Origin of the sequence: Arthrobacter sp. H-02-3 (assembly GCF_003097355.1) — a bacterium.
In the GTDB taxonomy this organism is placed as follows: domain Bacteria; phylum Actinomycetota; class Actinomycetes; order Actinomycetales; family Micrococcaceae; genus Arthrobacter; species Arthrobacter humicola.
Genome location: NZ_PYUI01000012.1, coordinates 37,610 through 59,705, shown reverse-complemented (window position 1 = coordinate 59,705; position 22,096 = coordinate 37,610). Strand labels below are relative to the sequence as shown.

22 protein-coding genes are annotated in these 22,096 nt (G+C 66.6%); 15 read left to right on the top strand and 7 right to left on the bottom strand.

All coding sequences use genetic code 11. The features are described 5' to 3' along the window. Window positions 1-99 precede the first annotated feature (99 nt). Both C9424_RS12910 and C9424_RS12905 read right to left on the bottom strand, forming a co-directional pair. Window positions 100-1,098 (bottom strand): glycosyltransferase family 2 protein, encoded by a 999-nt coding sequence (locus C9424_RS12910; protein WP_202615856.1) that lies wholly within the window; start codon window positions 1,096-1,098, stop codon window positions 100-102. Window position 1,099: 1 nt separating this feature from the next. Continuing rightward, window positions 1,100-1,879, bottom strand: coding sequence for a glycosyltransferase family 2 protein (locus C9424_RS12905; RefSeq protein WP_237563437.1), 780 nt, complete (start codon window positions 1,877-1,879; stop codon window positions 1,100-1,102). 389 nt (window positions 1,880-2,268) lie between these two features. Between C9424_RS12905 and C9424_RS12900 the strand changes: the two genes are divergently transcribed. Then, window positions 2,269-3,270, top strand: a complete 1,002-nt coding sequence (locus C9424_RS12900) for a glycoside hydrolase family 16 protein (RefSeq protein ID WP_116767274.1) — start codon at window positions 2,269-2,271, stop codon at window positions 3,268-3,270. Window positions 3,271-3,332: 62 nt separating this feature from the next. Here C9424_RS12900 and C9424_RS12895 read toward each other — a convergent pair whose 3' ends face one another. Beyond that, window positions 3,333-4,439 carry a metallophosphoesterase gene (locus C9424_RS12895; protein ID WP_237563436.1) on the bottom strand — a complete coding sequence of 369 codons (1,107 nt, stop codon included), beginning with the start codon at window positions 4,437-4,439 and terminating at the stop codon, window positions 3,333-3,335. A gap of 375 nt (window positions 4,440-4,814) precedes the next feature. On the opposite strand from C9424_RS12895, the gene C9424_RS12890 reads away from it, so the two are divergent. The 3 genes from C9424_RS12890 to C9424_RS12880 all read left to right on the top strand — a co-directional run bounded on the left by C9424_RS12890 (window position 4,815) and on the right by C9424_RS12880 (window position 6,434). Continuing rightward, window positions 4,815-5,369 carry a YceI family protein gene (locus C9424_RS12890; protein WP_116767223.1) on the top strand — a complete coding sequence of 185 codons (555 nt, stop codon included), beginning with the start codon at window positions 4,815-4,817 and terminating at the stop codon, window positions 5,367-5,369. Between the two features lie 102 nt (window positions 5,370-5,471). Further along, window positions 5,472-5,888 (top strand): YccF domain-containing protein, encoded by a 417-nt coding sequence (locus C9424_RS12885; protein WP_091252775.1) that lies wholly within the window; start codon window positions 5,472-5,474, stop codon window positions 5,886-5,888. Between the two features lie 72 nt (window positions 5,889-5,960). Then, entirely contained in the window at window positions 5,961-6,434 is a 474-nt protein-coding gene (locus C9424_RS12880) for an SRPBCC family protein (protein ID WP_091252778.1), read from the top strand. A 67-nt stretch (window positions 6,435-6,501) separates the two neighbouring features. Here C9424_RS12880 and C9424_RS12875 read toward each other — a convergent pair whose 3' ends face one another. After that, window positions 6,502-7,371: a DUF4031 domain-containing protein gene (locus C9424_RS12875; protein ID WP_116767222.1), complete on the bottom strand. Its 870-nt coding sequence runs from the start codon at window positions 7,369-7,371 to the stop codon at window positions 6,502-6,504. 212 nt (window positions 7,372-7,583) lie between these two features. Here C9424_RS12875 and C9424_RS12870 point away from each other — a divergent pair, with 212 nt between their 5' ends. From C9424_RS12870 to C9424_RS12855, 4 genes are read left to right on the top strand one after another with little or no spacing between them, the layout of a single operon-like run. Beyond that, window positions 7,584-7,994 carry a TOBE domain-containing protein gene (locus C9424_RS12870; RefSeq protein ID WP_116767221.1) on the top strand — a complete coding sequence of 137 codons (411 nt, stop codon included), beginning with the start codon at window positions 7,584-7,586 and terminating at the stop codon, window positions 7,992-7,994. Then, window positions 7,991-8,773: a molybdate ABC transporter substrate-binding protein gene (gene modA / locus C9424_RS12865; RefSeq protein ID WP_116767220.1), complete on the top strand. Its 783-nt coding sequence runs from the start codon at window positions 7,991-7,993 to the stop codon at window positions 8,771-8,773. Before C9424_RS12870 ends, modA begins: the two co-directional genes overlap by 4 nt. Before the next feature lie 7 nt (window positions 8,774-8,780). Next, on the top strand, window positions 8,781-9,644 hold the full coding sequence (locus tag C9424_RS12860; RefSeq protein WP_237563435.1) for an ABC transporter permease: 864 nt from the start codon (window positions 8,781-8,783) through the stop codon (window positions 9,642-9,644). Beyond that, window positions 9,641-10,690, top strand: coding sequence for a sulfate/molybdate ABC transporter ATP-binding protein (locus C9424_RS12855; RefSeq protein ID WP_116767219.1), 1,050 nt, complete (start codon window positions 9,641-9,643; stop codon window positions 10,688-10,690). The genes C9424_RS12860 and C9424_RS12855 overlap by 4 nt, the downstream gene beginning before the upstream one ends. A gap of 57 nt (window positions 10,691-10,747) precedes the next feature. Here the strand turns inward: C9424_RS12855 and C9424_RS12850 are convergent, their stop codons facing one another. Beyond that, on the bottom strand, window positions 10,748-11,239 hold the full coding sequence (locus C9424_RS12850) for a carboxymuconolactone decarboxylase family protein (RefSeq protein WP_116767218.1): 492 nt from the start codon (window positions 11,237-11,239) through the stop codon (window positions 10,748-10,750). A gap of 1,237 nt (window positions 11,240-12,476) precedes the next feature. On the opposite strand from C9424_RS12850, the gene clpB reads away from it, so the two are divergent. Continuing rightward, window positions 12,477-15,146 (top strand): ATP-dependent chaperone ClpB, encoded by a 2,670-nt coding sequence (clpB, locus tag C9424_RS12845; RefSeq protein ID WP_116767217.1) that lies wholly within the window; start codon window positions 12,477-12,479, stop codon window positions 15,144-15,146. A 125-nt stretch (window positions 15,147-15,271) separates the two neighbouring features. Here the strand turns inward: clpB and C9424_RS12840 are convergent, their stop codons facing one another. Further along, on the bottom strand, window positions 15,272-16,069 hold the full coding sequence (locus tag C9424_RS12840) for a septum formation family protein (protein WP_161958229.1): 798 nt from the start codon (window positions 16,067-16,069) through the stop codon (window positions 15,272-15,274). A gap of 292 nt (window positions 16,070-16,361) precedes the next feature. Here C9424_RS12840 and C9424_RS12835 point away from each other — a divergent pair, with 292 nt between their 5' ends. Continuing rightward, entirely contained in the window at window positions 16,362-16,595 is a 234-nt protein-coding gene (locus C9424_RS12835; protein WP_116767215.1) for a DUF3073 domain-containing protein, read from the top strand. Window positions 16,596-16,828: 233 nt separating this feature from the next. Further along, window positions 16,829-17,626, top strand: coding sequence for a VOC family protein (locus tag C9424_RS12830; RefSeq protein ID WP_116767214.1), 798 nt, complete (start codon window positions 16,829-16,831; stop codon window positions 17,624-17,626). A gap of 16 nt (window positions 17,627-17,642) precedes the next feature. Here the strand turns inward: C9424_RS12830 and C9424_RS12825 are convergent, their stop codons facing one another. Continuing rightward, window positions 17,643-18,269 (bottom strand): GntR family transcriptional regulator, encoded by a 627-nt coding sequence (locus tag C9424_RS12825; RefSeq protein ID WP_161958228.1) that lies wholly within the window; start codon window positions 18,267-18,269, stop codon window positions 17,643-17,645. Between the two features lie 114 nt (window positions 18,270-18,383). On the opposite strand from C9424_RS12825, the gene C9424_RS12820 reads away from it, so the two are divergent. The 4 genes from C9424_RS12820 to C9424_RS12805 are packed head-to-tail and all read left to right on the top strand — an operon-like array spanning window position 18,384 to window position 22,084. Beyond that, a complete protein-coding gene (locus tag C9424_RS12820; protein WP_116767212.1) occupies window positions 18,384-19,439 on the top strand; it encodes a succinylglutamate desuccinylase/aspartoacylase family protein in 1,056 nt (351 codons plus the stop codon). Continuing rightward, entirely contained in the window at window positions 19,426-20,370 is a 945-nt protein-coding gene (locus C9424_RS12815) for an ABC transporter substrate-binding protein (protein ID WP_116767211.1), read from the top strand. Before C9424_RS12820 ends, C9424_RS12815 begins: the two co-directional genes overlap by 14 nt. Further along, a complete protein-coding gene (locus C9424_RS12810; RefSeq protein ID WP_116767210.1) occupies window positions 20,367-21,305 on the top strand; it encodes an amino acid ABC transporter permease in 939 nt (312 codons plus the stop codon). The genes C9424_RS12815 and C9424_RS12810 overlap by 4 nt, the downstream gene beginning before the upstream one ends. Beyond that, window positions 21,302-22,084, top strand: coding sequence for an amino acid ABC transporter ATP-binding protein (locus C9424_RS12805; protein WP_116767209.1), 783 nt, complete (start codon window positions 21,302-21,304; stop codon window positions 22,082-22,084). The genes C9424_RS12810 and C9424_RS12805 overlap by 4 nt, the downstream gene beginning before the upstream one ends. The last annotated feature ends 12 nt before the right edge of the window (window positions 22,085-22,096 follow it).

Genomic DNA, 22,096 nt, shown 5'->3' with positions numbered 1-22,096 from the left:
GATCCAAGCTTTCTGGGGTCGGGGTCCTGCGGTCAGGTGGTTCAGGGTGCAGATGATGCACCGGGCGGTGTACGGGGACGGATGCGTCATCTGCTCGTGTCACTGGACTTCCCTCCAGGCATCTTCCGCCGACACCGGGGCCGGTTTCAGCGGGACGGGTGCGGCAGGCAGGCGGCGCCCGCGTACATAGCCGGTCGCGGTGGCCGCGAGGACGGCGATGATGACTGCCGCCCTGCCGAGTCCGGCCGGGTCTTCGCCGCGCAGCCAGCCGCGGATTCCGGCAAACACCGCCCGGGGCAGGACCTGCCGCACGTAGCGCCGTTCGGGGCCTAGTGCCCGCTTGTGGCCGACCACCCTGCTGACCTGCGCTTTGGAGATCCCTTCGGACCAGGAGCGTGCCAGCATGTAGCGCAGGGTGCCGCGGGTGGCAGGGACGTGGTGGTGCACCAGGGCCGCGGGTTCATAGACAACCCGGGAGCCGGGAGCGCCGATTACGGCGCGGATGCATAGCTCGGTTTCTTCGCAGCCCAGCGGGGTGGCGTCCTGGCGTCCCAAGGCTGTGTTGAATCCTCCGACGCGGCCGAGGACATCGGCTCGGAAGGACATGTTCGCGCCAATGACGTTGCGGACCTCGGCGGCGACTTTAGGCATTCCCCGGTACGTGCACCCGACAATCCAGTCGAGCTCGTTGGCGAAGTGGCCCGGTCGCCCTGCTTCCCAGAGCGGTTCCACCCGGCCGCCCACGGCCAGGACGTCGGGGTCGTCGTAGAGGGCGACGAGCCGCTCGATCCAATCCGGCGCGGCCTCGGCGTCGTCGTCGAGGAAAGCCACGATCTCTGCCTTGGCAACGGAGGTTCCGGTGTTTCGTGCGCCCGAGAGGCCCTTGGGGCCGCTATTTTCGACAATTACCGCGTCCGGGACGGTGAAGATCAGCCGCTTGTACAGGTCCACGTTGTAATCGACGACGACGATCGTCTGCTTGGGCGGGACGGTCTGGGTGCGCACCGAGTCCAGGGCGCCCATCAGCATGTCCCACCGGTCCTCGGAATAGGAGCAAATCACCACAGATACTGCCGGCAAGGCTGAATGCTCGGACATCTTATTCACCTGCCCTTATGCCCAGAACGCTGCTGGGATCGGTGGGGACGTGTGGGAACACCACGCTGGGGTACTTGTACTTGACTCTTCGCAGGGCCTCGGGGCGGGCTCCGGCGGTGGGCGCCTCCCAGCTCACGCGCTCGCGGGCAAGGGTGCGCAGGACCCGCCAGCCGTCCCGGAAGGTGTGCAGGTTCGACTGTCCCGAGATGCGCGACAACTCGTGGCTGGGGACCTCGGCAATGCGCAGGCCGGCACGCGACGCCCGCACAATCAGTTCCGTCTCGATCTCGAAGCCGTCCGACTCCAGTTCCAGAATGTCAACGCATTCGCGGCGGAGGGCGATGTAACCGTAGCAAAGGTCCGAGTAGTCGCTGTGGAGAACGGCATTGGCCAGCCCGGTGAGCACCTTGTTTCCCCCGCTGCGCAGCCACGTGAGATCGTCCGAGCCGCCGCCCGTCACATAGCGTGAGCCTTTCACGAAGTCGTATTCGTGCTGGAGTGGAGTCACCAGCCAGCCGATCTCCTGGGGGTCCATGCTGCCGTCGCCGTCAAGCATGACGATGATGTCGCCGGAAGCCGCGGCAAAGCCGGCCCGCACCGCGTTGCCTTTGCCCGGGCGGGGTTCGGCCACCACCACTACGTCCAGGCGCAAGGCCCGCGCGACGTCGACTGTGGCGTCCAGGGAGCGGCCGTCAACGATTACCACCTCATCCACGTAGGAGGGCATTCGCCGGAGCACCCACGGCAGGTTCATTGCCTCGTTCAGAGTGGGAATGACCACGCTGACGGAGGGATTTGCCGGAGGGGGCGTCGTTTGGGGGCGCGCGTTCGGCTTGAGATTCGGGATGGACACTGGCCTCACCACTCAATGACGTATTTCTGCTCGCCTCAACTGCAGCGCTTCCCGGCCGCTCGCACCGGAAACTAGACCCAACGCTGACGCTTTGCAGTTGCCGACAACTTAGTGAATTACCCCAGGGTTAAAGTCTGGTCACGGCACCTTGCATTAACCTTGGATTAACTTGATGATTCAACTAAAATGGTCGGAAAACGGTTGATGGACCGATGCCTCCATGCGACACTGGCCGGATGCGGACATACGTGCGTAGGGGGCGCGTGCCGATGAATCGCCGTCGCTCCCTCACTTCCCGGGTCGTGCTGTTTCCCGCCATGGTTCTTGCCTCCGCCCTGGCGCTGGCCGGGTGCGGCTCCGATGCCGCTCCCCGCGTTGAGCGGCCGCTGTTCACGTCTGTTTCACCCTCGCCGGCCGCTCCGTCAGGCGCCCAGCCGACCGGGTCCCCATCCACCGGCTCCCAGCCAGGGGTCCCGACCGGGTCTGCCGAAGGCGGCGCCGCGACTGAGCCGGCTCCGGCGGCGGCCAGCCAGCCCGCTCCCGGGGCGGGAACCGGCCAGGCACCGCTCCCGGCCCGGACCACGGATGTGTCCATGACGGCCAATCTGCCAGGCTGGAAGCAAGTGTTTGTCGAAGACTTCTCCGCTGGCGACGTCCCGCTGGGCGGCTTCCCCGGCCCCCTCTACAGCGCACGATGGAGCGCCGGCTACAAGGACGGGACCCCGGACACTGCCGGGCAGAAAAACCCCGGAAAAACCGGCTACTACCCGTCGAAAGTCCTCAGCGTCCGCAACGGCTCGCTGGACTGGTACCTGCACACGGAAAACGGGATCACGATGGGGGCGGCGCCAATGCCCAAGATCCCAAACGCCAGCTCCAATCCGCCGCGGGCCAACAGTCTCCTCTACGGCCGGTACTCGGTCCGCTACCGGGCTGACGCGCTGCCGGGCTTTAAGACGGCCTGGCTTCTGTGGCCGGACAGCGGCATCTGGCCTCGGGACGGCGAGGTCGACTTCCCGGAAGGGGACCTCGCCAAAATCATCTACGGCGCCGTACATTACGACCGCAACGGCGCGGACGCCTTCGATAAGCTGGATTCGGACCAATCCGTCACATCCTGGCATGTGGCCACCATGGAATGGAGCCCCGGTCGGATCGAGTTCTTCCTGGACGGACGGTCCTTGGGCGTCAGCACCAACGCGCCGACGACACCCATGCACCTGATCCTGCAGACCGAGTCCTGTCTGACCGGCTGCCCTGCCCCGGAGGCCCAGGGCCACGTGTCCCTCGACTGGATCAGCGTCTGGGTGCCGGCCTGATATTCACGGCTGTACCGGATCGTGCAGGGGCCGTAACCCGAAGCGCGCCCGGCACCGGGCCTTCACCTGCGGCGGAGGGTGAAGGAATCCGTGAAGGTGTATCCCTCGGCCGGAACGAAGCGGGCCGCCAGTTGGTCCGCCGTCGCCGTGACATCGAGTGTCCCGAAGGCCGGATCCCGGTTCTTTCCGGACGTGCTGGCGAAGTAGCCCATTTCCGGGTCATCGGATTTCACGTTGTAGAGTCCGACGCCGCCCACTCCCACCGTGGCGAACACGGTTCCGGAGCCCTGGTTCATGGAGTTGCCGGTATCGGCCAGGCAACCGGAGGTGAAGCTGGCGGGAACGAGTTCCGCGCAGTCCCCACCCCTGGCCAGCTGGTGGGTCCGCTGATAGATGTGGTCGTGGCCGGACAGGACGAGGTCCACTTTCTTATCGATCAGCATGTTCGTGAAGTCCTTTCCCGCCTGGCAGTCATAGTTGCCGACGCTCAGGCAGGGGGTGTGCATGCCCACCACCGTCCACGGGATGTTCTGCGATTTGGCCCCGTCGATCGCGTCGGCGGTCCAGCGCCAGCGTTCGCTGTCCCTTGAGTAGTCCAGCGGCTCCCCGCCCCGGAAATCGATGCCGGGGGAGACCATAATGAAGCGGACCACGGGATTCTGCTCGGGAACATCGACGCGCCATTGCGTCCCGTATTCGCCCTGGAGGCCAGGCAGCCTGTTGGGCAGGCACTGGACAAATTTCTCGATGTCGCCCTCGTGGCCGTCGCTCTCGTGGTTCCCTGTCACCAGTTGGTAGGGAAAGTCCCCGCCGAGGCGTGCGGTGACCATGTCGCAGAACTGCTGTTCGATGCCGGCTTTGTACGTGAAGTCGCCGAGGGCGAGGTTCAGCTGGGGGCGGAGGCCGGCAACGACGTCGAGCACCTTCTTGGCGCCTGAACTGACGCCGATATCGCCTTGGGCGGTGAAGTGCACGGCTTCACCGGACGACGGCGCGGGACCCGACGTCGGCGTGCCCGGCCCCGGTGCCGAACCCGACGACGGCGTGCCGGTGCTTGGGCGCGGTGCGGGTTCCGGCGGCCCGGGCTGGCAGGCGGAAAGCAGCAGGCTCAGGATCAGCAGGCAAGCGCTCAGACCGGCCTTGCCACGTTTCCCCAGGGACCTGGCCACGATTCCTCACATCACTCGGTTAATCAGGACTGTGTTAGTCAGCGCTGCGTTGGTCAGCACTGTGCGAATAGTTCTGCGAAATTGGGTGATTGCCCGGCGTTTATAGGCCAGAGTAACCCGGCCGCAGAGTGAAGGCCAGAGACCGCGTTGACCCCCGGCCGCGGAATCAGTCGGGGAATCAGGTGCCGTCCCGGTCGCCCGATCAGGCGCTGTCAAAGGTGCCGTCACAGGCGCCGGAAGTCCCGAATCCGCACGCCCGGCGTCAAGTGCCTGCGGGACCCTAGCCCGGGAGGGGGTTCCTCGTTAGCATGCAGGGTGGGGGAATACCCCGATCGCTCTGGCGGGACAGGCCCGCCCCGCTCGAAGGAGACCGTTGTGACGCTGCCCGAAGGTTTGACCCCCGGAGTGTGGACACTGGACATGTCCCACAGCGAAGTCGGTTTTAGCGTCCGCCATGCGGGCATCAGCAAGGTCCGCGGCCGCTTCAACGAGGCCTCCGCGGAGGCCCGGGTGCGCGATTCCTTGGCCGACGCGAGCCTGCACGCCACGATCAAGACCGCGAGCTTCGATTCGGGGGACGCCAACCGAGACAACCACGTCCGCGGCGCCGACTTCTTCGACGTTGAGAAGTACCCCGAAATGACCTTCCGGGCCACCGGGATCCGGGGCGACGGGGAGGACTATGTGCTGACCGGAGACCTCACGATCCGCGATGTCACCAAACCCGTGGATCTGGAAGTCGAGTTCACCGGGGTCGCGGTGGACCCGTTCGGCGCCACCCGGGCCGGCTTCAGCGCAGAGGCGGACATCAGCCGCAAGGAATTTGGCCTGACCTGGAACGCCGCCCTGGAAGCCGGCGGACTGCTGGTCAGCGACAAGGTCAAGATCAGTGTTGAAGCCGCCATGGTCAAGCAGGCCGACGCCTCATAACCGGTCAGCCGGAAGCGGTACCTGGGGGTCGGCTCCGAAGCCAGGGATTATTCCGGGCCACCCCGCAGGCCGAATGTCACTCCCACGGGCGAGAATGGATCCATGAAGACACTTCTGAACATCATCTGGCTGCTCTTTGGCGGCCTGTGGCTGGCCCTCGGATACTTCTTTGCCGGAATCGTTTGCTGTCTGCTGGTTGTCACCATTCCGTGGGGCATCGCCTCGTTCCGCATCGCATCCTATGCGTTGTGGCCGTTCGGCCGCATGGTGGTGGACAAGCCCGGCGGACACGGCGCGTTTGCCCTGCTGGGCAATGTCATCTGGCTGCTGGTGGCGGGCATCTGGATCGCGATCGGGCACGTTGTCACGGCCTTCGCCATGGCCATCACGATTATTGGCATCCCGCTGGCGATCGCCAACCTCAAGCTCATCCCGGTCTCGCTGATGCCCCTGGGCAAGCAGATCGTCCCGAGCAACACGCCCTATGTGACGGCCTACAGCCACGACCGCCGCTACTAGGGAGGCGGCGCAGCCGGCGGAACCTGGGGGACACTTCCGCCACCGGATCCACGGAAATCGAGGGAGAGGATCATGAGCGAACTGGCGTCCGGGGACACAGACCTCATGCTGGTGATTGTCCGCGAGTTCAGGGCTCCGATCCGGGTAGTCTGGTCCGCGCTGACGGACCCGGACCAGGCTCCGGAGTGGTGGGGCCCGCGCGGCTTCCACGTCCCGCGCGAGAGCATCGACGCAGACTTCGAAGTCGGCGGCCTGTACCGCGCCTGCATGATCCAGGACAGTACCGGGCAGGAATTCTGGTGGAGCGGGGTGCATACGGATATCGAGCCGCCGCAGCTGTTTGTGTTCACCCATGCCTGGGACAAGCCGGACGGCACCCGAGGCTTCGAAACCGAGGTAACCATCCAGCTGGACGAGATCGACGGCGGCACCCAAATGACGTTCACCCAGGGCCCGTTCGACTCCGCGGCCAGCCGCGACCGCCACGGCGAAGGGTGGCGGGAGTCGTTCGACCGGCTGGCGAATCACCTCAGCGTGGCCGCCTAAGCCTCACCACTGAGCGCAGCCACGCGACCCTACGGCGGCGGCTGCCGCTGCGCCGCGTGTACGCCGTTCACCCGAGTTCGCCCTGCAGGTTTCGGCGGGCAGCCTCCAGCCACAGCCCGCGCCCGCGGTCAGTGTGAAACAGCGGATCAAGCTCGAGCAGTTGGCGGACGACGGCGGCGCGGCCGGCCGCGAAGTCGCCGTCGCCGATGTGGGCGAAGTCTTCCCTGACGGCGGCCAGATAGCGGGCGTAAGCCTCCGGTTCCCCGCCGAGGACGGAGAGATCGGCGTCGCTAAGCAGGGCGCCGGCGTCGTCGCCCGGCTCCGGACGGTGGTCCGCCGTCAGCAGCACCAGTCGCGCCACCTCATCCACTTCGTCGGCCGGGAGGCCGGCGTGCCCGAGCCGGTCTTCGGCCAGCCGCGCCGATTCTTCCTCATCCTGGCCCGCGACGCCGCGGTACACGGCATCGTGGAACCACGCGGCCAGCACCACGGCCCGTGGCGGACCGGCCGGGTCGCAGAGCAGGTCCAGGGCCTCCAGCACGGCCAGCAGGTGGGTGCGGCCGTGGTATTTCCGGTGCTCCTCGCCCCAGCGGTCCAACAGGTCCAGGAACAGGGCGTCGTGGCCCGGCAGTACCTTGTTCCAGCGGTTCAGGAGCGGCACCCGGAGGGACTTTCCGCGCTGGCGGGCAGGAATCCGCAACCCGCTGGCAATCAGTTTCCGGACCAGGACCCGGCCCTCTACGGGGACAGCGCCGGCCGCCACCAGGGCCTCGTACCGGGCCTCGGCGACGTCATAGTGGTCGCCGTCGAACGCCCGCCCGGGAATGCCGGCGGACGCGGCGAAGGCGTGCAGCTCCTCAAGCGACGTGTCCGACACGAGGTGGGAAAAGCGGGTTCCGTGGGCAGGCCAGAGCGGCGGATCGACGTAGACGGCCATGGAGGCAGTCTAGCGCCGACCGCGGACACCGGACCCGGCGTCGGACGCGCGCCAGCCGGAACTACGCCGGCCCGGCCTACGGTGGCCGGAACTACGCCAGCCCGGCCTACGCCGGCCGGGAGGGCTCCGGCGCGCCATGCCCGGCGTCACAAAGCCTGCTTATGCGGATATTTCTCAGTGAATAAACCGCAAATGAGGAATAGTGTGTAGTTATGCCCAAGATTCGCGTCTCCGAAGCAGCCCGCTTTCTCGGCGTTAGTGACGACACCGTCCGGCGCTGGATCGAACAGGGAAGCCTGACCCCGCTCAAGGATGATTCCGGCCGGCTGGCTGTGGACGGGCTCGAGCTCGCGCGGCTCGCCCGGGAACAGGCCCAGCTTCCGGAGGACCCTGCCCGGGTGGGCAGCTCCGCCCGGAACCGTTTCGTGGGACTCGTGACCGCCATTACGGCCGATACCGTGATGGCGCAGGTGGAGCTGCAGTGCGGGCCTTTCCGCGTCGTGTCACTGATGAGCAGCGAAGCCGTGCGAGACCTCGGGCTGGAACTCGGCTCAGTCGCCACCGCCGTCGTTAAGGCCACCACAGTGATCATTGAAACGCCCAAGGGAAAGAGCCTCGCATGAGCCTCCGCACGAGGATCGCTGCCGTCGCCATGGCTGCAGCCATGGCCGCTGCGGCCGCCGGTTGCGCCGCTTCAACCGGCCAAAATGCCGCGGCCAGTGACTCCGGGAAGACTCTCACCGTGTTCGCTGCAGCATCGCTGAAGGCCCCCTTCACCAAACTCGCCACCACCTTCGAGGAAAGTCACCCGGGCACGAAAGTGGCGTTGAGTTTCGCCGGGTCATCCGACCTCGTTACCCAGATCAGCCAGGGAGCCCCCGCGGACGTATTTGCCTCGGCGGACACCAAGAACATGGCCAAGCTCGCTGACGCCGGCCTGTTGGACGGTGCGGCCGCGACTTTCGCCACCAACGTCCTGGCGATCGCCGTCCCGCCGGCCAACCCGGCCTCGATCGCGTCTTTCGCCGACCTTGCCCGTCCCGGGGTCCGGGTGGTGGTCTGCGCCGGCCAGGTCCCCTGCGGTACCGCCACCGCCGCCGTCGAGAAAGCCACCGGCGTGACGCTGAAACCGGTCAGCGAGGAATCCTCCGTCACCGACGTCCTGGGCAAAGTCACTTCGGGCGAGGCCGACGCCGGCATCGTCTACGTCACGGACGTCAAGGCTGCCGGTGACAAGGTCAAGGGGATTCCCTTCGCCGAGGCGGACAAGGCCATCAACACCTACCCCATCGCCACGGTCGGTTCCAGCAAGAATAAGGAGCTGGCCGCGGCCTTCACTGCACTCGTTACCGGTGCCGAAGGTAATAAGGTCCTGAGCGATGCCGGGTTCGGCACGCCGTGAGACGCGCATGAGGCACGGCTATCAGGGTGTCCCGCGCTGGATCTACGTCCTGGCCGCGGCGGGGGCCCTGTTCGTCCTGCTGCCCCTGGCCGCCATCGTCGCGAAGGTCAACTGGGCGGAGTTCCTGCCGCTGGTCACGTCGGAGTCGTCCCTGACCGCGCTGGGATTGAGCCTGCGCACCTCCGCGGCCAGCACGGTGCTGTGCATCGTGCTGGGCGTGCCGCTGGCCCTCGTCCTGGCCCGCGGGCAGTTCCGCGGTCAGCGGCTCCTCCGCTCCTTCGTGCTGCTGCCGCTCGTCCTGCCGCCCGTCGTCGGCGGCATCGCGCTGCTCTACACTTTTGGCCGGCAGGGTCTGCTCGGCCGCTCACTGGAACTGGCCGGTATCCAGGTCGCCTTTTCGACGACGGCGGTGGTCCTGGCCCAGACCTTCGTCGCACTGCCGTTCCTGGTGGTGAGCCTTGAAGGGGCGCTGCGCTCGGCCGGGAGCCGGTACGAGGCCGTCGCCGCGACTCTGGGCGCCCGCCCCACCACGGTGCTGCGCCGCGTAACCCTTCCCCTGGTGCTGCCCGGGCTGGCGTCCGGCGCCGTGCTTTCGTTCGCGCGCAGCCTTGGCGAATTCGGCGCCACGCTCACGTTTGCCGGCAGCCTGCAGGGCGTCACCCGGACCCTGCCGCTGGAGATCTACCTGCAGCGCGAGACCGACGCCGATGCCGCCGTCGCGCTGTCCCTGCTTCTTGTCGCGGTGGCGGTCGCCGTCGTCGGGCTGTCCTACCGGCGCCCCGGGGCGGCCGGCGGGCGCGGACCCGGCGGGGCTGAACGCGCAACGCGGGACGGGGCACCGGAGCCGGCACCGGAGAGAGCGGCGCCGTGAGTGTCCGGATTGACGCCGCCATTGCCGCCCGCGGCTTTGACGTGTCCATGAGCCTGGCGCCGGGAGAAACCGTAGCCGTGCTGGGCCCCAACGGGGCCGGCAAGTCCACGCTGCTGTCGGTTATTGCGGGCCTGCTCCGGCCGGATACCGGCAGGGGCGAGGTGGACGGCAAGGTCCTGTTCGACCTCGGCCCCGCGACGAACACCTGGACGGCGCCCCACCGGCGCGGCACCGCCCTCCTGGCGCAGGAGCCGCTGCTGTTTCCGCACCTGAGCGCGCTGGACAACGTGGCCTTCGGCCCCCGCAGCGCCGGCGTGCCCAGGGCCGCGGCCCGGGAAACCGCGCGACACTGGCTGGCCGAAGTCGAGGCCGTCGACCTCGCGTCCCGGCGGCCCGGGGAACTCTCCGGAGGCCAGGCACAGCGGGTGGCCGTGGCACGCGCGCTGGCCGCCGACCCCGAGGTGCTGCTCCTGGATGAACCCATGGCGGCCCTGGACATCCACGCCGCGCCGCTGCTGCGCCGGCTGCTCAGGCGCGTCCTCGCCGGGCGCCGGGCCGTCATTGTCACCCACGACGTCCTGGATGCCTACATGCTCGCCGACCGGGTGATCGTCCTGGAAGAGGGCAGGATCACCGAGGAAGGCCCGGTCCGCGAGGTGCTCCAGCGCCCGCGCAGCCGATTCGCCGCCGGTCTCGCCGGGCTGAACCTGGTGGCCGGAACCGTTACCGCCGCCGGTATCCGGTCGCCCGAGGGACTGGAATTTGCCGGCCAGCATGATGCACCGCTCGTCCCCGGGCAGGCAGGCGTGGCCGCATTCCCGCCGTCGGCCGTGTCCGTGTTCCTCTCCGAAGCGCACGGCAGCCCGCGGAACTCGTTCCGGGTGAGGCTTACTGACCTCGAACCGCACGGGGACCAGATACGGGTCCGCGCCGGCGAGTTGGCGGCCGACATTACGCCGGCCGCCTCCGCGGACCTCGGCCTGGCACCGGGGCTGGAGGCCTACTTCGTGGTCAAGGCCGCGGCGGTGTCCATCTACCCGGCGTAGGTTTTTGTCTTGGCAGGGGGTGGTTGGCGCGGCTGGTGATGGTTAGTCCCGGGCCGGTTAGTCCCGGGCGGCGCGGACCGGATGCTGGCTGACGATGGAGACACGGTTGAACGCGTTCATCGTGATCGCCAGCCAGCTGACGGCAGAGAACTCCTCGGCTGTCAGGTGCCTGCGGGCCTGGGCGCCCTCGCGGTCGCGGGCGTGGGCGTCGGAGATGGTGGTGATGGCCTCGGCCAGGGTCAGGGCTGCCCGTTCCTTGTCGGAAAAGAGGGCGGTGTCGCGCCAGGCGGTGAGTACGGCCAGGCGCTGGGCCGACTCGCCGTTCTTGACGGCATCGCCGACATGCAGATCCAGGCAGTAGGCGCAGCCGTTGATCTGCGAAATACGGACATTGAGCAGCTCGATCAGCTTCCCGTCCAGGCCGGCCTCTGCGGCAGCTTCTTTGGCTTTCAGGCCCAGACCGTTGAGCGCACGCCAGGCGGCAGGGTGTTCCTTGTCCAGGAAGACACTCCGGTGCCCGGGATTCTGCGGTGCCGACGACTCGTTCATGGATTCCACAATACCGACGAGCTTCCGCGTGCCCCGGAGCGTCGTGTGACAATTTTGTCAAACATATGACAAGCTTTGGAGGTGGGAGTGATTGGCCCGGCGGCTGGTTCCTTGGGGGGCCCGGCCGCCGTGCCGCTCCTTCCCGGTGCGCCGCTCCTTCCCGGCGCGCCGCTCCCTGCCGGCGGGCCGCTCCTTGCCGGCGGGCCGCTCCTTGCCGGCGGGGCTGGCTGAGCCGAGTTCTGCCAAGCCCTGCTGCGGTCCGCTAGGCTCCGCTGCGGGACATGCCCCGCGTCCGGCCCTGGTTGCGGACATGTCCGGTGGTCGCGCCGCCTACGGAGGACATGTCCAGCGGTCGCCTACCCCAGCAGCGGACATGTCCAGTTTTCAGATCCACGACTGGGCATGAGGGGAGGATGTCCACTCGTGCAGGTCAGCCGCGGCCATGTCCCGCAGTCACGAGCTTCAGCGGAGGACATGCCCCTCTGTCGCGCGGTGTAAGGGGCGACATGTCCAGCCTTCAACGCGGCGCGGAGGGCATGGGCATTAACGCCCAGCTTAAGGGGCACAAGGCAATTCATCGCTGCGCGTCGAGGGGCGCCGGACACGCTCATTGGCCGGCCCTGGGGCGGCGGACCGGTTCATTCTTGGTGCCGACCCTGCTCATTTTGGGTGCGGACTCGGGTGGGCATGCTCATTTTGGGTGCGGGCTCGGGTGGGCATGCTCATTTCTCGCGCCCGGGTGGATTGGGCATGTCCAGGCTTTGATTCGAACGGTGGGCATGGGCATCGGCCTGCTGTGGCCTGTGGGGACATGCTCATTCCCAGCGCCGAATCCGGGGCATGCTCATTTCTCGCGCCCGGTTGGATTGGGCATGTCCAGGCTTTGATTCGAACGGTGGGCATGGGCACCGGCCTGCTGTGGCCTGTGGGGACATGCTCATTCCCAGCGCCGAATCCGGGCCATGCTCGTTTTTCGCGCCCGTATGGACGGGACATGTTCATTCCTGGATCCGAACAGTGGACAAAGTGGAATTATGTCCATTACTGGCGGACAGCGGAGCGCATGTTCCGTGGCAGCAGCGGACAGGGCCGCCGGTGTGCGGCCCGTGCAGGCGGGGGACTCCGGCCCTAGACAGCTGTTTCGCCGTCGGCAAACATGGACCCAAAGGGGCCCAATGCAAAGTTGAGTGGAGTAGACTCAACTTTAATATCAGCATGTTCCCGGAAGGAGCTCTCTTTGGACGCCAAATTCACCACCAAGAGCCAGGAGGCTCTTGCGGCTGCCGCCATGAACGCCTCGACGGCGGGAAACCCGCAGCTTGAGCCTGCCCACCTGCTCAAGGCGCTCATGGATCAGCGGGAGGGCGTTGCCGTCGCACTGCTCCGCGCCACGGGCACGGACCCGGATTCTGTCAGCGTCCAGGCCAGCTCCGCCATCAAGTCACTTCCGTCCACCTCCGGCAGCTCTGTGCAGCAGCCGCAGCTGTCCCGCACCGCACTGCAGGCCATCAAGAATGCCCAGAACGAGGCCGAGCGCCTCGGCGACACCTTCGTCTCCACCGAGCACCTGCTGCTGGGGCTGGCATCCGGAAGTGACGCCGTCGGCAAGCTCATGCGCGACGCCGGTGCCTCCCACGAGGCTCTGCTCGCCGCCCTGCCCGGGGTCCGCGGCGACCGCAAGGTCGACAACGCCGACCCCGAGAACACCTTCCAGGCGCTGGAGAAATACGGCACCGACCTCACCGCGATCGCCCGCTCCGGAAAGCTGGATCCGGTGATCGGCCGCGACGCCGAGATCCGCCGCATCATCCAGGTCCTGAGCCGCCGCACCAAGAACAACCCCGTCATCATCGGCGAACCCGGCGTGGGTAAGACCGCCGTCGTCGAAGGACTTGCCCAGCGGATCGTCGCCGGAGACGTCCCCGAAAGCCTGCGTGGCAAAACCCTGATCGCTCTGGACCTTGCGTCCATGGTGGCCGGCGCCAAATACCGCGGCGAATTCGAGGAGCGGCTCAAGGCCGTCCTGGAGGAAATCAAGAGCTCCGAGGGCCAGATCGTCACGTTCATCGACGAGATCCATACGGTGGTCGGGGCCGGTGCCTCCGGGGACAGCTCCATGGACGCCGGCAACATGCTCAAGCCTATGCTGGCCCGCGGCGAGCTCCGGCTGATCGGCGCCACCACTCTGGATGAATACCGCGAGAACATCGAAAAGGATCCCGCCCTGGAACGCCGCTTCCAGCAGGTCTTCGTCGGGGAGCCGAGCGTGGAGGACACCATCGGCATCCTGCGCGGCCTCAAGGAGCGCTACGAGGCCCACCACAAGGTCGCCATCGCCGACTCCGCACTGGTCGCCGCCGCCACGCTTTCCAACCGCTACATCTCCGGGCGGCAACTGCCGGACAAGGCGATCGACCTCGTGGACGAGGCAGCGTCCCGGCTGCGCATGGAGATCGATTCCGCCCCGGAGGAGATCGACCAGCTGCGCCGCTCCGTGGACCGCCTGACCATGGAGGAACTGGCCCTGGCCAATGAAACCGATCCCGCATCGGTGGAGAGACTCGCCGCGATCCGGGCGGACAAAGCGGACAAAAATGAAGAGCTGGCCGCCCTCAACGCCCGCTGGGAAGCCGAGAAAGCCGGCCTAAACCGCGTCGGCGACCTCAAAGCCAGAATCGACGAACTGCGCTCCGCTGCCGAGAAGTTCCAACGCGAAGGCGACCTCGAGGCGGCCTCGCGGATCCTTTACGGCGAACTACCCGCCCTCGAGCGGGAACTCAATGAAGCCGCTGAGGCGGAGTCGGCCCGGGTGGCCGGCGGCGGGGCCAAGCAGGATCTCATGGTGGCTGACGAAGTCACCGCCGACGACATCGCCGAGGTCATTTCGGCCTGGACCGGCATTCCCGCCGGGCGAATGCTGCAGGGCGAGAGCCAGAAGCTGCTGGATATGGAGCACGTCCTGGGCGAGCGGCTGATCGGCCAGAAGAAGGCCGTCGCCGCGGTCTCCGACGCCGTACGCCGCGCCCGTGCCGGAATCAGCGATCCCAACCGGCCCACCGGCTCGTTCCTGTTCCTCGGTCCCACCGGCGTCGGCAAGACCGAACTCGCCAAGTCCCTCGCCGACTTTCTCTTCGACGACGAGCGCGCGATGGTGCGGATCGACATGTCCGAATACTCGGAAAAGCACTCCGTGGCGCGCCTCGTCGGGGCCCCTCCCGGGTACGTCGGCTACGAGGAAGGCGGCCAGCTGACCGAGGCCGTCCGGCGCCGGCCCTACTCGGTGCTGCTGCTCGATGAAGTGGAAAAGGCCCACCCGGAGGTCTTCGACATTCTCCTGCAGGTGCTCGACGACGGCCGTCTCACCGACGGCCAGGGTCGCACTGTGGACTTCCGCAACGTGATCCTGGTGCTCACCTCGAACCTGGGCAGCCAGTTCCTGGTAGACCCCACCCTCGACGCCGAGGCCAAGAAGAACGCCGTCATGGCCACCGTGCACGCCTCCTTCAAGCCGGAGTTCCTGAACCGGCTGGATGAAGTAGTGCTGTTCGATCCGCTGAGCGTGGAGGAGCTGTCCCGCATTGTGGAGCTGCAGGTCAAGGAGCTGGGCGAACGACTCAAGGGCCGCCGGCTGAATCTTGAAGTCACCGAGGGCGCCCGCGCGTGGCTGGCGGTAACCGGCTTCGATCCCGCCTATGGCGCCCGGCCGCTGCGCCGGCTGGTGCAGCGCGAGATCGGCGACCGGCTGGCCAAAGCCATCCTGGCCGGCGAGATCTCCGACGGCGACACGGTTGTGGTGGACACCGCGCCCGACCTCATGGAACTCACCATGGGCGGGCCGGCGGTCACAGACCGGCCCGACGGCGGCGCGTCCACCGGCAGCGGCCTCTCGGTGCGGCGCAAGGAGTAGGCGGCGCCAGAAACAGTAAGTTAAACGCCACTGGCAGCCGGGTCATCCCGGCTGCCAGTGCGCTAAGCCCGGTTCGCTAAGGCCACGCCACGCCAAGCCAGGGCCGGGCAGGGTGGGGCAGGGCTCTAGGGAAGCAGGGACTCCATGATGACGTTCCCGCCGTCCGTCACGGCATAGCAGTCCACCCGGCGGTCGCCCTTGTTCCAACTGCTCGAACTCGGGTAGGCCAGCTTGTAGCTCAGCGCGTAGTCGCCGGCCTTGTCCGTCAGGGGTGCGTCCTTGCAGGCATCGCGCGCCTTCTGCTTGAGCGCATCCCGACCGGGGTAGGAGTCACCTGCCGCGTACCTCTCCACGGCGACCAACTGGGCCGAATGGCCGGTGGAGCAGTCCACGATCGTGGACTGCTCGGCATTCGGGTCGAAGTCCTTGAAACAGTCACGCAACTGGAAGTCCAGGGGGCTGACGCCTTCCAGCGGCAAGGCTCCCCGGCTGGCCGGAGCCGACGCCGACGCCGACGAGGTTGCGGGGGTCGGGCTGCTGCTATCCGCGGAGGGCTGGGCGCTGCCGGCAAACGAGGCCACCGCCCACCACACCAGAAACCCGAGGACGACGAGCACACCCGCGGCCATGCCGAGCCGCTTGGGCCCTTGCCGGCGGATCCGGCGGGCAAGGGGGCGTGCGGTGTCTGAGATTGCTGTGGTGATGCCGGTGAGGCTGACGCCTGGGAGCTTCGCGGACAGGCGGTTGGCCGCGGACGGTTTCGTGGCCGAGTCGTCGGCCTGGGGCATCCCGGCGATCGTATCCGCCGGAGATGTCGCGGTCCGTTCCGGGTCGGCCGTCACAACGGGCAGGGCGGACGTCGGCAGCCTCGAAGGCGGCGGCGGGACGGCCCCGACGTCGTGCCTTGGATTCTCTTCAGTCACTGAGAAATTCACCACTTCCGTGCATCTTTGCCGGGGCTGGAGGCCCGGCATTGTCACCCTTTTCCGGGCGCACATCACGAAACTCTATCGAAGAAGCGAGTCGGGGCGCATACGCCGGGGGCTGCGACGGCGGCTTCCGGAGGCGCAACACTGTCCACAGGGGGCGGGCCGGCAAGCAGTTGGCGCCGAAAGCATGTAATCTAGGTGTACGACAAATTGACCAAACATTCCGGGGCCTCACCGATCGCCAAAGGTGACCACCTCCGGTCCAAGTACAAAAGGGGGTCACGCCATGGGGCGCGGCCGTCAAAAGGCAAAAGCTACCAAGCAGGCTCGGGACATCAAGTACTACTCCCCGAACACTGACTATTCGGCCCTTCAGCGCGAGCTCACGGGCCCGGGAAGTCGTGCCACGAACCACTTCACGGATGACCCGGTCGAGCCGGATTATTCGGCTTATGTGGATAAGTACGCGGACGATTTGGAAGACGACGACGACGAGGTAGATACCCGTCGGATTGGTTAGTCGACGCTTCCTCCCGGGAACTTTGTCCGGGGGGAACCTTCCGGCACTGCGGTGCCAGCCATAGATTTTCAGGCCGCCGGCCACACCTGTGCTTCAGGCGTGGCCGGCGGTTTTTCTTAAGCCCCCGGACGGACCACGTCGCGACGCCGCGCAGTTGTCACCGCCGGGGCCCCGGGCTACGTTGATCGTGCCGGATTTTCCCGGACACGACGCCGACGCCCGGAAGGACAGCCATGACCATGCGCACAGGATTCGCCGAGGGCGAGCTCTGCTGGACGGACCTCCAGACCAGCGACGTGGAGGCGGCGAAGGCCTTCTACGCTGAAGTTTTCGGCTGGCGGTACGAAAACCTGCCCACTCCTGACGGACGCAGTTATGCGAAAGCCTTCCTCGGCGATGACCTCGTGAGCGTCATCGCTCCGCAGACCCCCGGGCAGGAATCCGCGGGCCAACCGGGCTGCTGGAACGTGTATTTCGCCACCGGAGACGCCCGGGACCTGGCTGCCGAACTGGCCCATTCCTCCGGACATCTTGAGTTCGGCCCCGAGGCCGTCGGCGACACCGGCGTCATGGTCTTCTTTGCCCCGCCCGGCGGCGGAACCACGGGTGCCTGGCAGGCCGGCAGCCACTTCGGAGCTGCCCGGAGCCAGGAGACCGGAGCCCTGGCGTGGGCCGAGCTGCTGACGCCCGAGCCGCAGGCCGCCGTCGGTCTCTTCCAGCAGCTCTTCGGGCATGAGGTGACCGAATACCCCCAGGACGACGGCGGCACGTACACCACGCTCATGGTGGACGGCACCGAGGTGGCCGGGATCGCGCGGGTGCCCGGCGATGCGCAGGACACCCTGCAGCCCGGGTGGCAGGTCTACTTCGGCGTGTCCGACGTCGCGGAAGCAGTGAAGGCGGCGGTGGCCGCGGGCGGCGTCGTGCTGGTGGCGCCGGATGAGGGAGAGCCGGAGGACGCCGAGGAAGCCGGCACCATCGCCACGCTCAGGGACCCGCAAGGCGGCGTCTTCAGCGTGCTGGAGGTCTAAGCGGAGGGTTGCTCGCTTAGTCCTTCACGTGGCAGAGGTCCAGCAACGGAATCAGGACATCCACGTCGCCGGCCCGTGCGGCAGCAAGGATCTTCGTGTGCGCATCGGCAACGCGGGCCAGCTTGGCCTCGTCTAGCGGATATGAGCGGCTGATCAGGCGCTGGACGGGATTGTCCCAGACGGATTCGAGAGTGGCGAGCAGAAATTTATTCGGGCACGGCGCTGCCAGGCTCAGGTGGAACGCTCGAGTTGCGGTGAAGAGCGCCTCCGCGTCTTCGCTGGCGGATCCCTCGGCGATCAGCAGCTCCAGCCGGGCCAGCTCCAGGGGCGTGTACTTGGCGCCGCACTGATGGATGGCCATGATCTCCAGTGCCTTGCGGACTTCGTAGACCTCGGCAACGTTTGATGGCGTCAGCGTCGCCGCGAAGTATCCGGCGCCCGGTACCAACGTGGCCAGGCCTTCGTGCACCAGCCGGTTAAGCGCGTCGCGGATCGGCGTGCGGGAAACGCCGTACTCCTCCGCAAGCTGCTCCTGGATCAGTGGAGCCCCCGGCTCAACCACGCCGGTGACGATCTCATCGCTGATCCGTTCGTAGACCTGCTCGCTCAACGGCCGCATCTTCTTGGCAACTTGCGCAGCCATTCGCCTCATCCCCTCGGTGGTCCCACGAATTATTCAAGTCTACGTGCTTTACATCACAGTATTCACTGTATACAGTGAATCCAATCCTTCCCCAGTCTAGCCGAAAGCCAGCCCATGCCCCTGCATATTCCCCGAATTCCCGGTATCGATTTCCTGGCCCCAGGCAAGCAGCTCGGCTATCTGGAGATCGAGCATTCGGACAACGCTCACGACGCGGCCGTCATCCCGTCCCCCATCGCTGTCCTGAGCGGCGGGGCGGGGCCAACGGTTCTGCTCATCGCGGGCACCCACGGAGACGAGTACGAAGGCCAGATCCTCCTTCAGGAGCTCATCCGGTCCGTCGATCCGGCGGTAGTCAGCGGGCGCCTGATTGTCCTGCCGGCTTTGAATATCTCCGCTGTCAGGGAAGGACGCCGTGTTGCCAGTGTGGACGGAGTGAACCTCAACAGGTCCCTTCCGGGCAATGCCGCCGGGGGTCCGGCACAGCAGATCGCTTCCATCGTGGCCGAGGACCTCATCCCGCTCGCGGATTTCGTCATGGACATCCATTCCGGCGGAATCGCTTCGGAATACGTGCCCTCAGCCTTCGTGTACCACGGACCCACACCGGAACTCTGGGCACAAAAGACCGCAGCCGTGGCTGCCTTCAACGTGCCGTATTCCGTGGTGGTGCGGCCCATGCTGAAATCCGGTTCCATCAGCGGTGCAGCAGACCGGGCCGGCGTTCCCATGATCTCCACCGAACTGGGTGGCCGGGGGACGGTTTCACTGCGGATCCTGGAGCGCGCACGGAAGGGACTGCGGGCGCTCCTGGGTCACTGGGGACTTCTCCCGGGGGTCCCGTCGCCGGACCGGTTCGCAGACCCGTCCGCGGTCGAGGCCGCGGTCCAGTGGGTGGAGCTCACGCCGCAGTCCCCGGTGAACTCCACCATGGCCGGGCTCTTCGAACCCACCGTTGAGCTGGGGCAACGAGTCGCGGCGGGGGCCCTCGTGGCCAGGGTTCATTCAGTGGAGGAACTCGACCGGCCGCCCAAGGAATTCTTCGCACCCATCGACGGGGTGGTTGCCATCGTCCGGCATCCGGCCCCCGTCAACGTCGGCACAACCCTGGTCAACATCGCCGTTGACCATGGAACCACCCACCCGAAAGGCAACTATGTCACAGCCTAATTTCAAAACAACCGGCTCTCTGCTGCTCGTGGCCCTGATCGGGCTGAGCGGCTGCACCAACGCCTCCCTGGAGGCCGGAAGCGCAGCATCCGCCCAGACCATCCCCGGGCAGGACGGTGCCATAGCCGCCGCGCCGCTCAACCGGGCGGCCGCGGACCTGCTGCCCGCGGATGTCAGGGGCAAGGGAACGCTGCTGGTGGGGACGGACCCCACGTTCCCGCCCTACGAGTTCTACGCCGATGACAACAAGACAGTGACGGGATGGGACGCGGACTTCGCCAAGGCACTCGGCGAGACCCTTGGGCTGGAAGCTAAGATGGTCCCGGCCACCTTCGACACCATCCTCCCCGGCGTCGGATCGCATAAGTATGATGTCGGGATCTCCGGATTCAATGTCACGGCTGAACGGAAGAAGAACGCCGACTTCGCCACCTACATGAAGAGCGGCTCGGGCCTGGCGGTCAAGCAGGGGAACCCGAAGAATCTCGCCCTTGATGCCATGAAGCTGTGCGGCACAAAGATTGGCGGTGAGAAGGGAACGTCCCAGGGCATCGAAACCCTGCCGGCCTTCTCGAAACGATGCACGGACGCGGGGCAGGCCCCGATCGACATCCAGCTCTTCCCCTCCCAGCACGAGGCCAACCTGGCCCTCAGCTCTGGCCGCGTGGACGGAGTCTTGTCGGGTGACATCGGCATGGCCTACGCCAGCAAGCTGTCCGGAGGCTCCTTTGAGCTCGCCCCCGGCACCGGCTGGGAGCCCACGCCTGTGGGCATCGCCCTGCCGAAGGACTCGCCGCTGACCAAGGCTGTTGTGGCAGCGGTTAAAGCGCTCGTGGCCAGCCCCACCTACACGTCAATTAATGCCAAGTACGGTATCCCCGATTCCGTGAAGGTCAGTGTGGGCCAGGTCGACGCAGGTGCCTCCCAATGAGAGGGACCGTCAGCCTTTCAAAGACCGCCGGCACCCGGGGAGATTACACCGTGGTAGCGGCCCGGCACCCGTGGCGCTGGGTCGCCGCAGCGGCGGTCACCGCCGTCGTCGTTCTCTTCCTGGTCTCGGCCATGACGAACCCGCGCTTTGGCTGGGACAAGGTGGCCCTGTATTTCCGGGACACCACAATCGTCAACGGCATTGGCATCACGTTGCTGCTGACCGTTGTCTGCATGGCGGCCGGCGTCGCCCTGGGCGTCGTTCTGGCCGTAATGCAGCTTTCCGTCAATCCAGTGGTCAAGGCCTCGGCCGGCATGTACGTGACGGTTTTCCGCGGCACCCCGGTGCTGGTCCAGCTGCTGTTCTGGTTCAATCTCTCAGCGCTGTACCCCGAGATCACGTTCGGCATCCCGGGCATCAGCCTCGATGCCAACCAGCTCATCACGCCCCTGGCCGCGGCCATCCTGGGCCTGGGCCTCAACGAAGCGGCCTATATGTCGGAGATTGTTCGTGCCGGCATCCAATCCATCGACCAGGGCCAGGGCGAGGCGGCGGGTGCCCTGGGCATGTCCCGCCTGCAGACCCTGTTCCGGGTGATCCTGCCGCAGGCTATGCGGGTGATCATCCCGCCCACCGGCAACGAGTTCATCGGCATGCTGAAAATGACCTCGCTGGTCAGCGTCATCGCGGTCCCGGAGCTGCTGTATTCAGCCCAGATCATCTACTCCAAGAACCTCCAGGTGGTTCCGCTGCTGATCGTTGCCAGCATCTGGTACATCATTTTCACCACCGTGTTCAGCGTGGGCCAGGGATACGTGGAGCGGCGCTTCTCTCGCGGTACCTCCCGTTCCGTGCCGCCGTCCGCGGCCGAACGCCTGAGGCACTTCTTTAGGGTCCACTCCCCGCAAGCCTCAGGAAGGGGCAGTCACTCATGACCACCGAGACAGCAGAACGAGAGCCGCTGGTGCGGGCCGAGGGCGTCCGCAAGAGCTTTGGCAACAACGAGGTCCTCAAGGGCATCGATCTCGAAATCCGGCGCGGCGAGGTGGTCTGCATCATCGGCGCCTCCGGATCGGGAAAGAGCACCTTCCTGCGGTGCGTGAACCATCTGGAAAAGATCGACGGCGGCCTGCTCCGGGTGGAGGACCGCGTGGTGGGCTACAGGCTCAAGGGCCACAAGCTGCACGAGCAGTCCTACAACGAGATCTGCGCCGACCGGGCCGACATCGGCATGGTCTTCCAGCACTTCAACCTCTTCCCGCACATGACAGTCCTGGAAAACCTCATGGAGGCGCCGTTGCGGGTGCTCAAACAGCGCAAGGACGAGGTCCGGCGTCGGGCGCTCGGGCTCCTGGATAAAGTGGGACTGGCCGAGAAAGCGCAGGCCTACCCCCGCCACCTCTCGGGCGGACAGCAGCAGCGCGTGGCGATCGCCCGTGCGCTCTGCATGGAACCGAAACTGATGCTCTTTGACGAGCCCACATCCGCCCTGGACCCGGAACTCGTCGGTGAAGTCCTCCGCGTCATGAAGGACCTTGCCCGGACCGGAATGACCATGATCGTTGTCACCCACGAAATGGGGTTCGCCCGGGACGTGGCTGACCGTGTGGTGTTCATGCACGACGGCCGGATCCTTGAGGAAGGCCCCGCCGAAGCGGTCATCAACCACCCGCAGCACGAACGGACGCGCGCCTTCCTATCCGCCGTGCTCTAGGCCTTAACCATC

Excerpts from the sequence above, each read along its gene's own strand:
- C9424_RS12910 (WP_202615856.1), bottom strand. The coding sequence starts at position 1,098 with ATGTCCGAGCATTCAGCCTTGCCGGCAGTATCTGTGGTGATTTGCTCC.
- C9424_RS12900 (WP_116767274.1), top strand. The coding sequence starts at position 2,269 with ATGGTTCTTGCCTCCGCCCTGGCGCTGGCCGGGTGCGGCTCCGATGCC.
- C9424_RS12885 (WP_091252775.1), top strand. The coding sequence starts at position 5,472 with ATGAAGACACTTCTGAACATCATCTGGCTGCTCTTTGGCGGCCTGTGG.
- C9424_RS12880 (WP_091252778.1), top strand. The coding sequence starts at position 5,961 with ATGAGCGAACTGGCGTCCGGGGACACAGACCTCATGCTGGTGATTGTC.
- C9424_RS12875 (WP_116767222.1), bottom strand. The coding sequence starts at position 7,371 with ATGGCCGTCTACGTCGATCCGCCGCTCTGGCCTGCCCACGGAACCCGC.
- C9424_RS12870 (WP_116767221.1), top strand. The coding sequence starts at position 7,584 with ATGCCCAAGATTCGCGTCTCCGAAGCAGCCCGCTTTCTCGGCGTTAGT.
- modA (WP_116767220.1), top strand. The coding sequence starts at position 7,991 with ATGAGCCTCCGCACGAGGATCGCTGCCGTCGCCATGGCTGCAGCCATG.
- C9424_RS12860 (WP_237563435.1), top strand. The coding sequence starts at position 8,781 with ATGAGGCACGGCTATCAGGGTGTCCCGCGCTGGATCTACGTCCTGGCC.
- C9424_RS12850 (WP_116767218.1), bottom strand. The coding sequence starts at position 11,239 with ATGAACGAGTCGTCGGCACCGCAGAATCCCGGGCACCGGAGTGTCTTC.
- C9424_RS12835 (WP_116767215.1), top strand. The coding sequence starts at position 16,362 with ATGGGGCGCGGCCGTCAAAAGGCAAAAGCTACCAAGCAGGCTCGGGAC.
- C9424_RS12830 (WP_116767214.1), top strand. The coding sequence starts at position 16,829 with ATGACCATGCGCACAGGATTCGCCGAGGGCGAGCTCTGCTGGACGGAC.
- C9424_RS12825 (WP_161958228.1), bottom strand. The coding sequence starts at position 18,269 with ATGGCTGCGCAAGTTGCCAAGAAGATGCGGCCGTTGAGCGAGCAGGTC.
- C9424_RS12820 (WP_116767212.1), top strand. The coding sequence starts at position 18,384 with ATGCCCCTGCATATTCCCCGAATTCCCGGTATCGATTTCCTGGCCCCA.
- C9424_RS12815 (WP_116767211.1), top strand. The coding sequence starts at position 19,426 with ATGTCACAGCCTAATTTCAAAACAACCGGCTCTCTGCTGCTCGTGGCC.
- C9424_RS12810 (WP_116767210.1), top strand. The coding sequence starts at position 20,367 with ATGAGAGGGACCGTCAGCCTTTCAAAGACCGCCGGCACCCGGGGAGAT.
- C9424_RS12805 (WP_116767209.1), top strand. The coding sequence starts at position 21,302 with ATGACCACCGAGACAGCAGAACGAGAGCCGCTGGTGCGGGCCGAGGGC.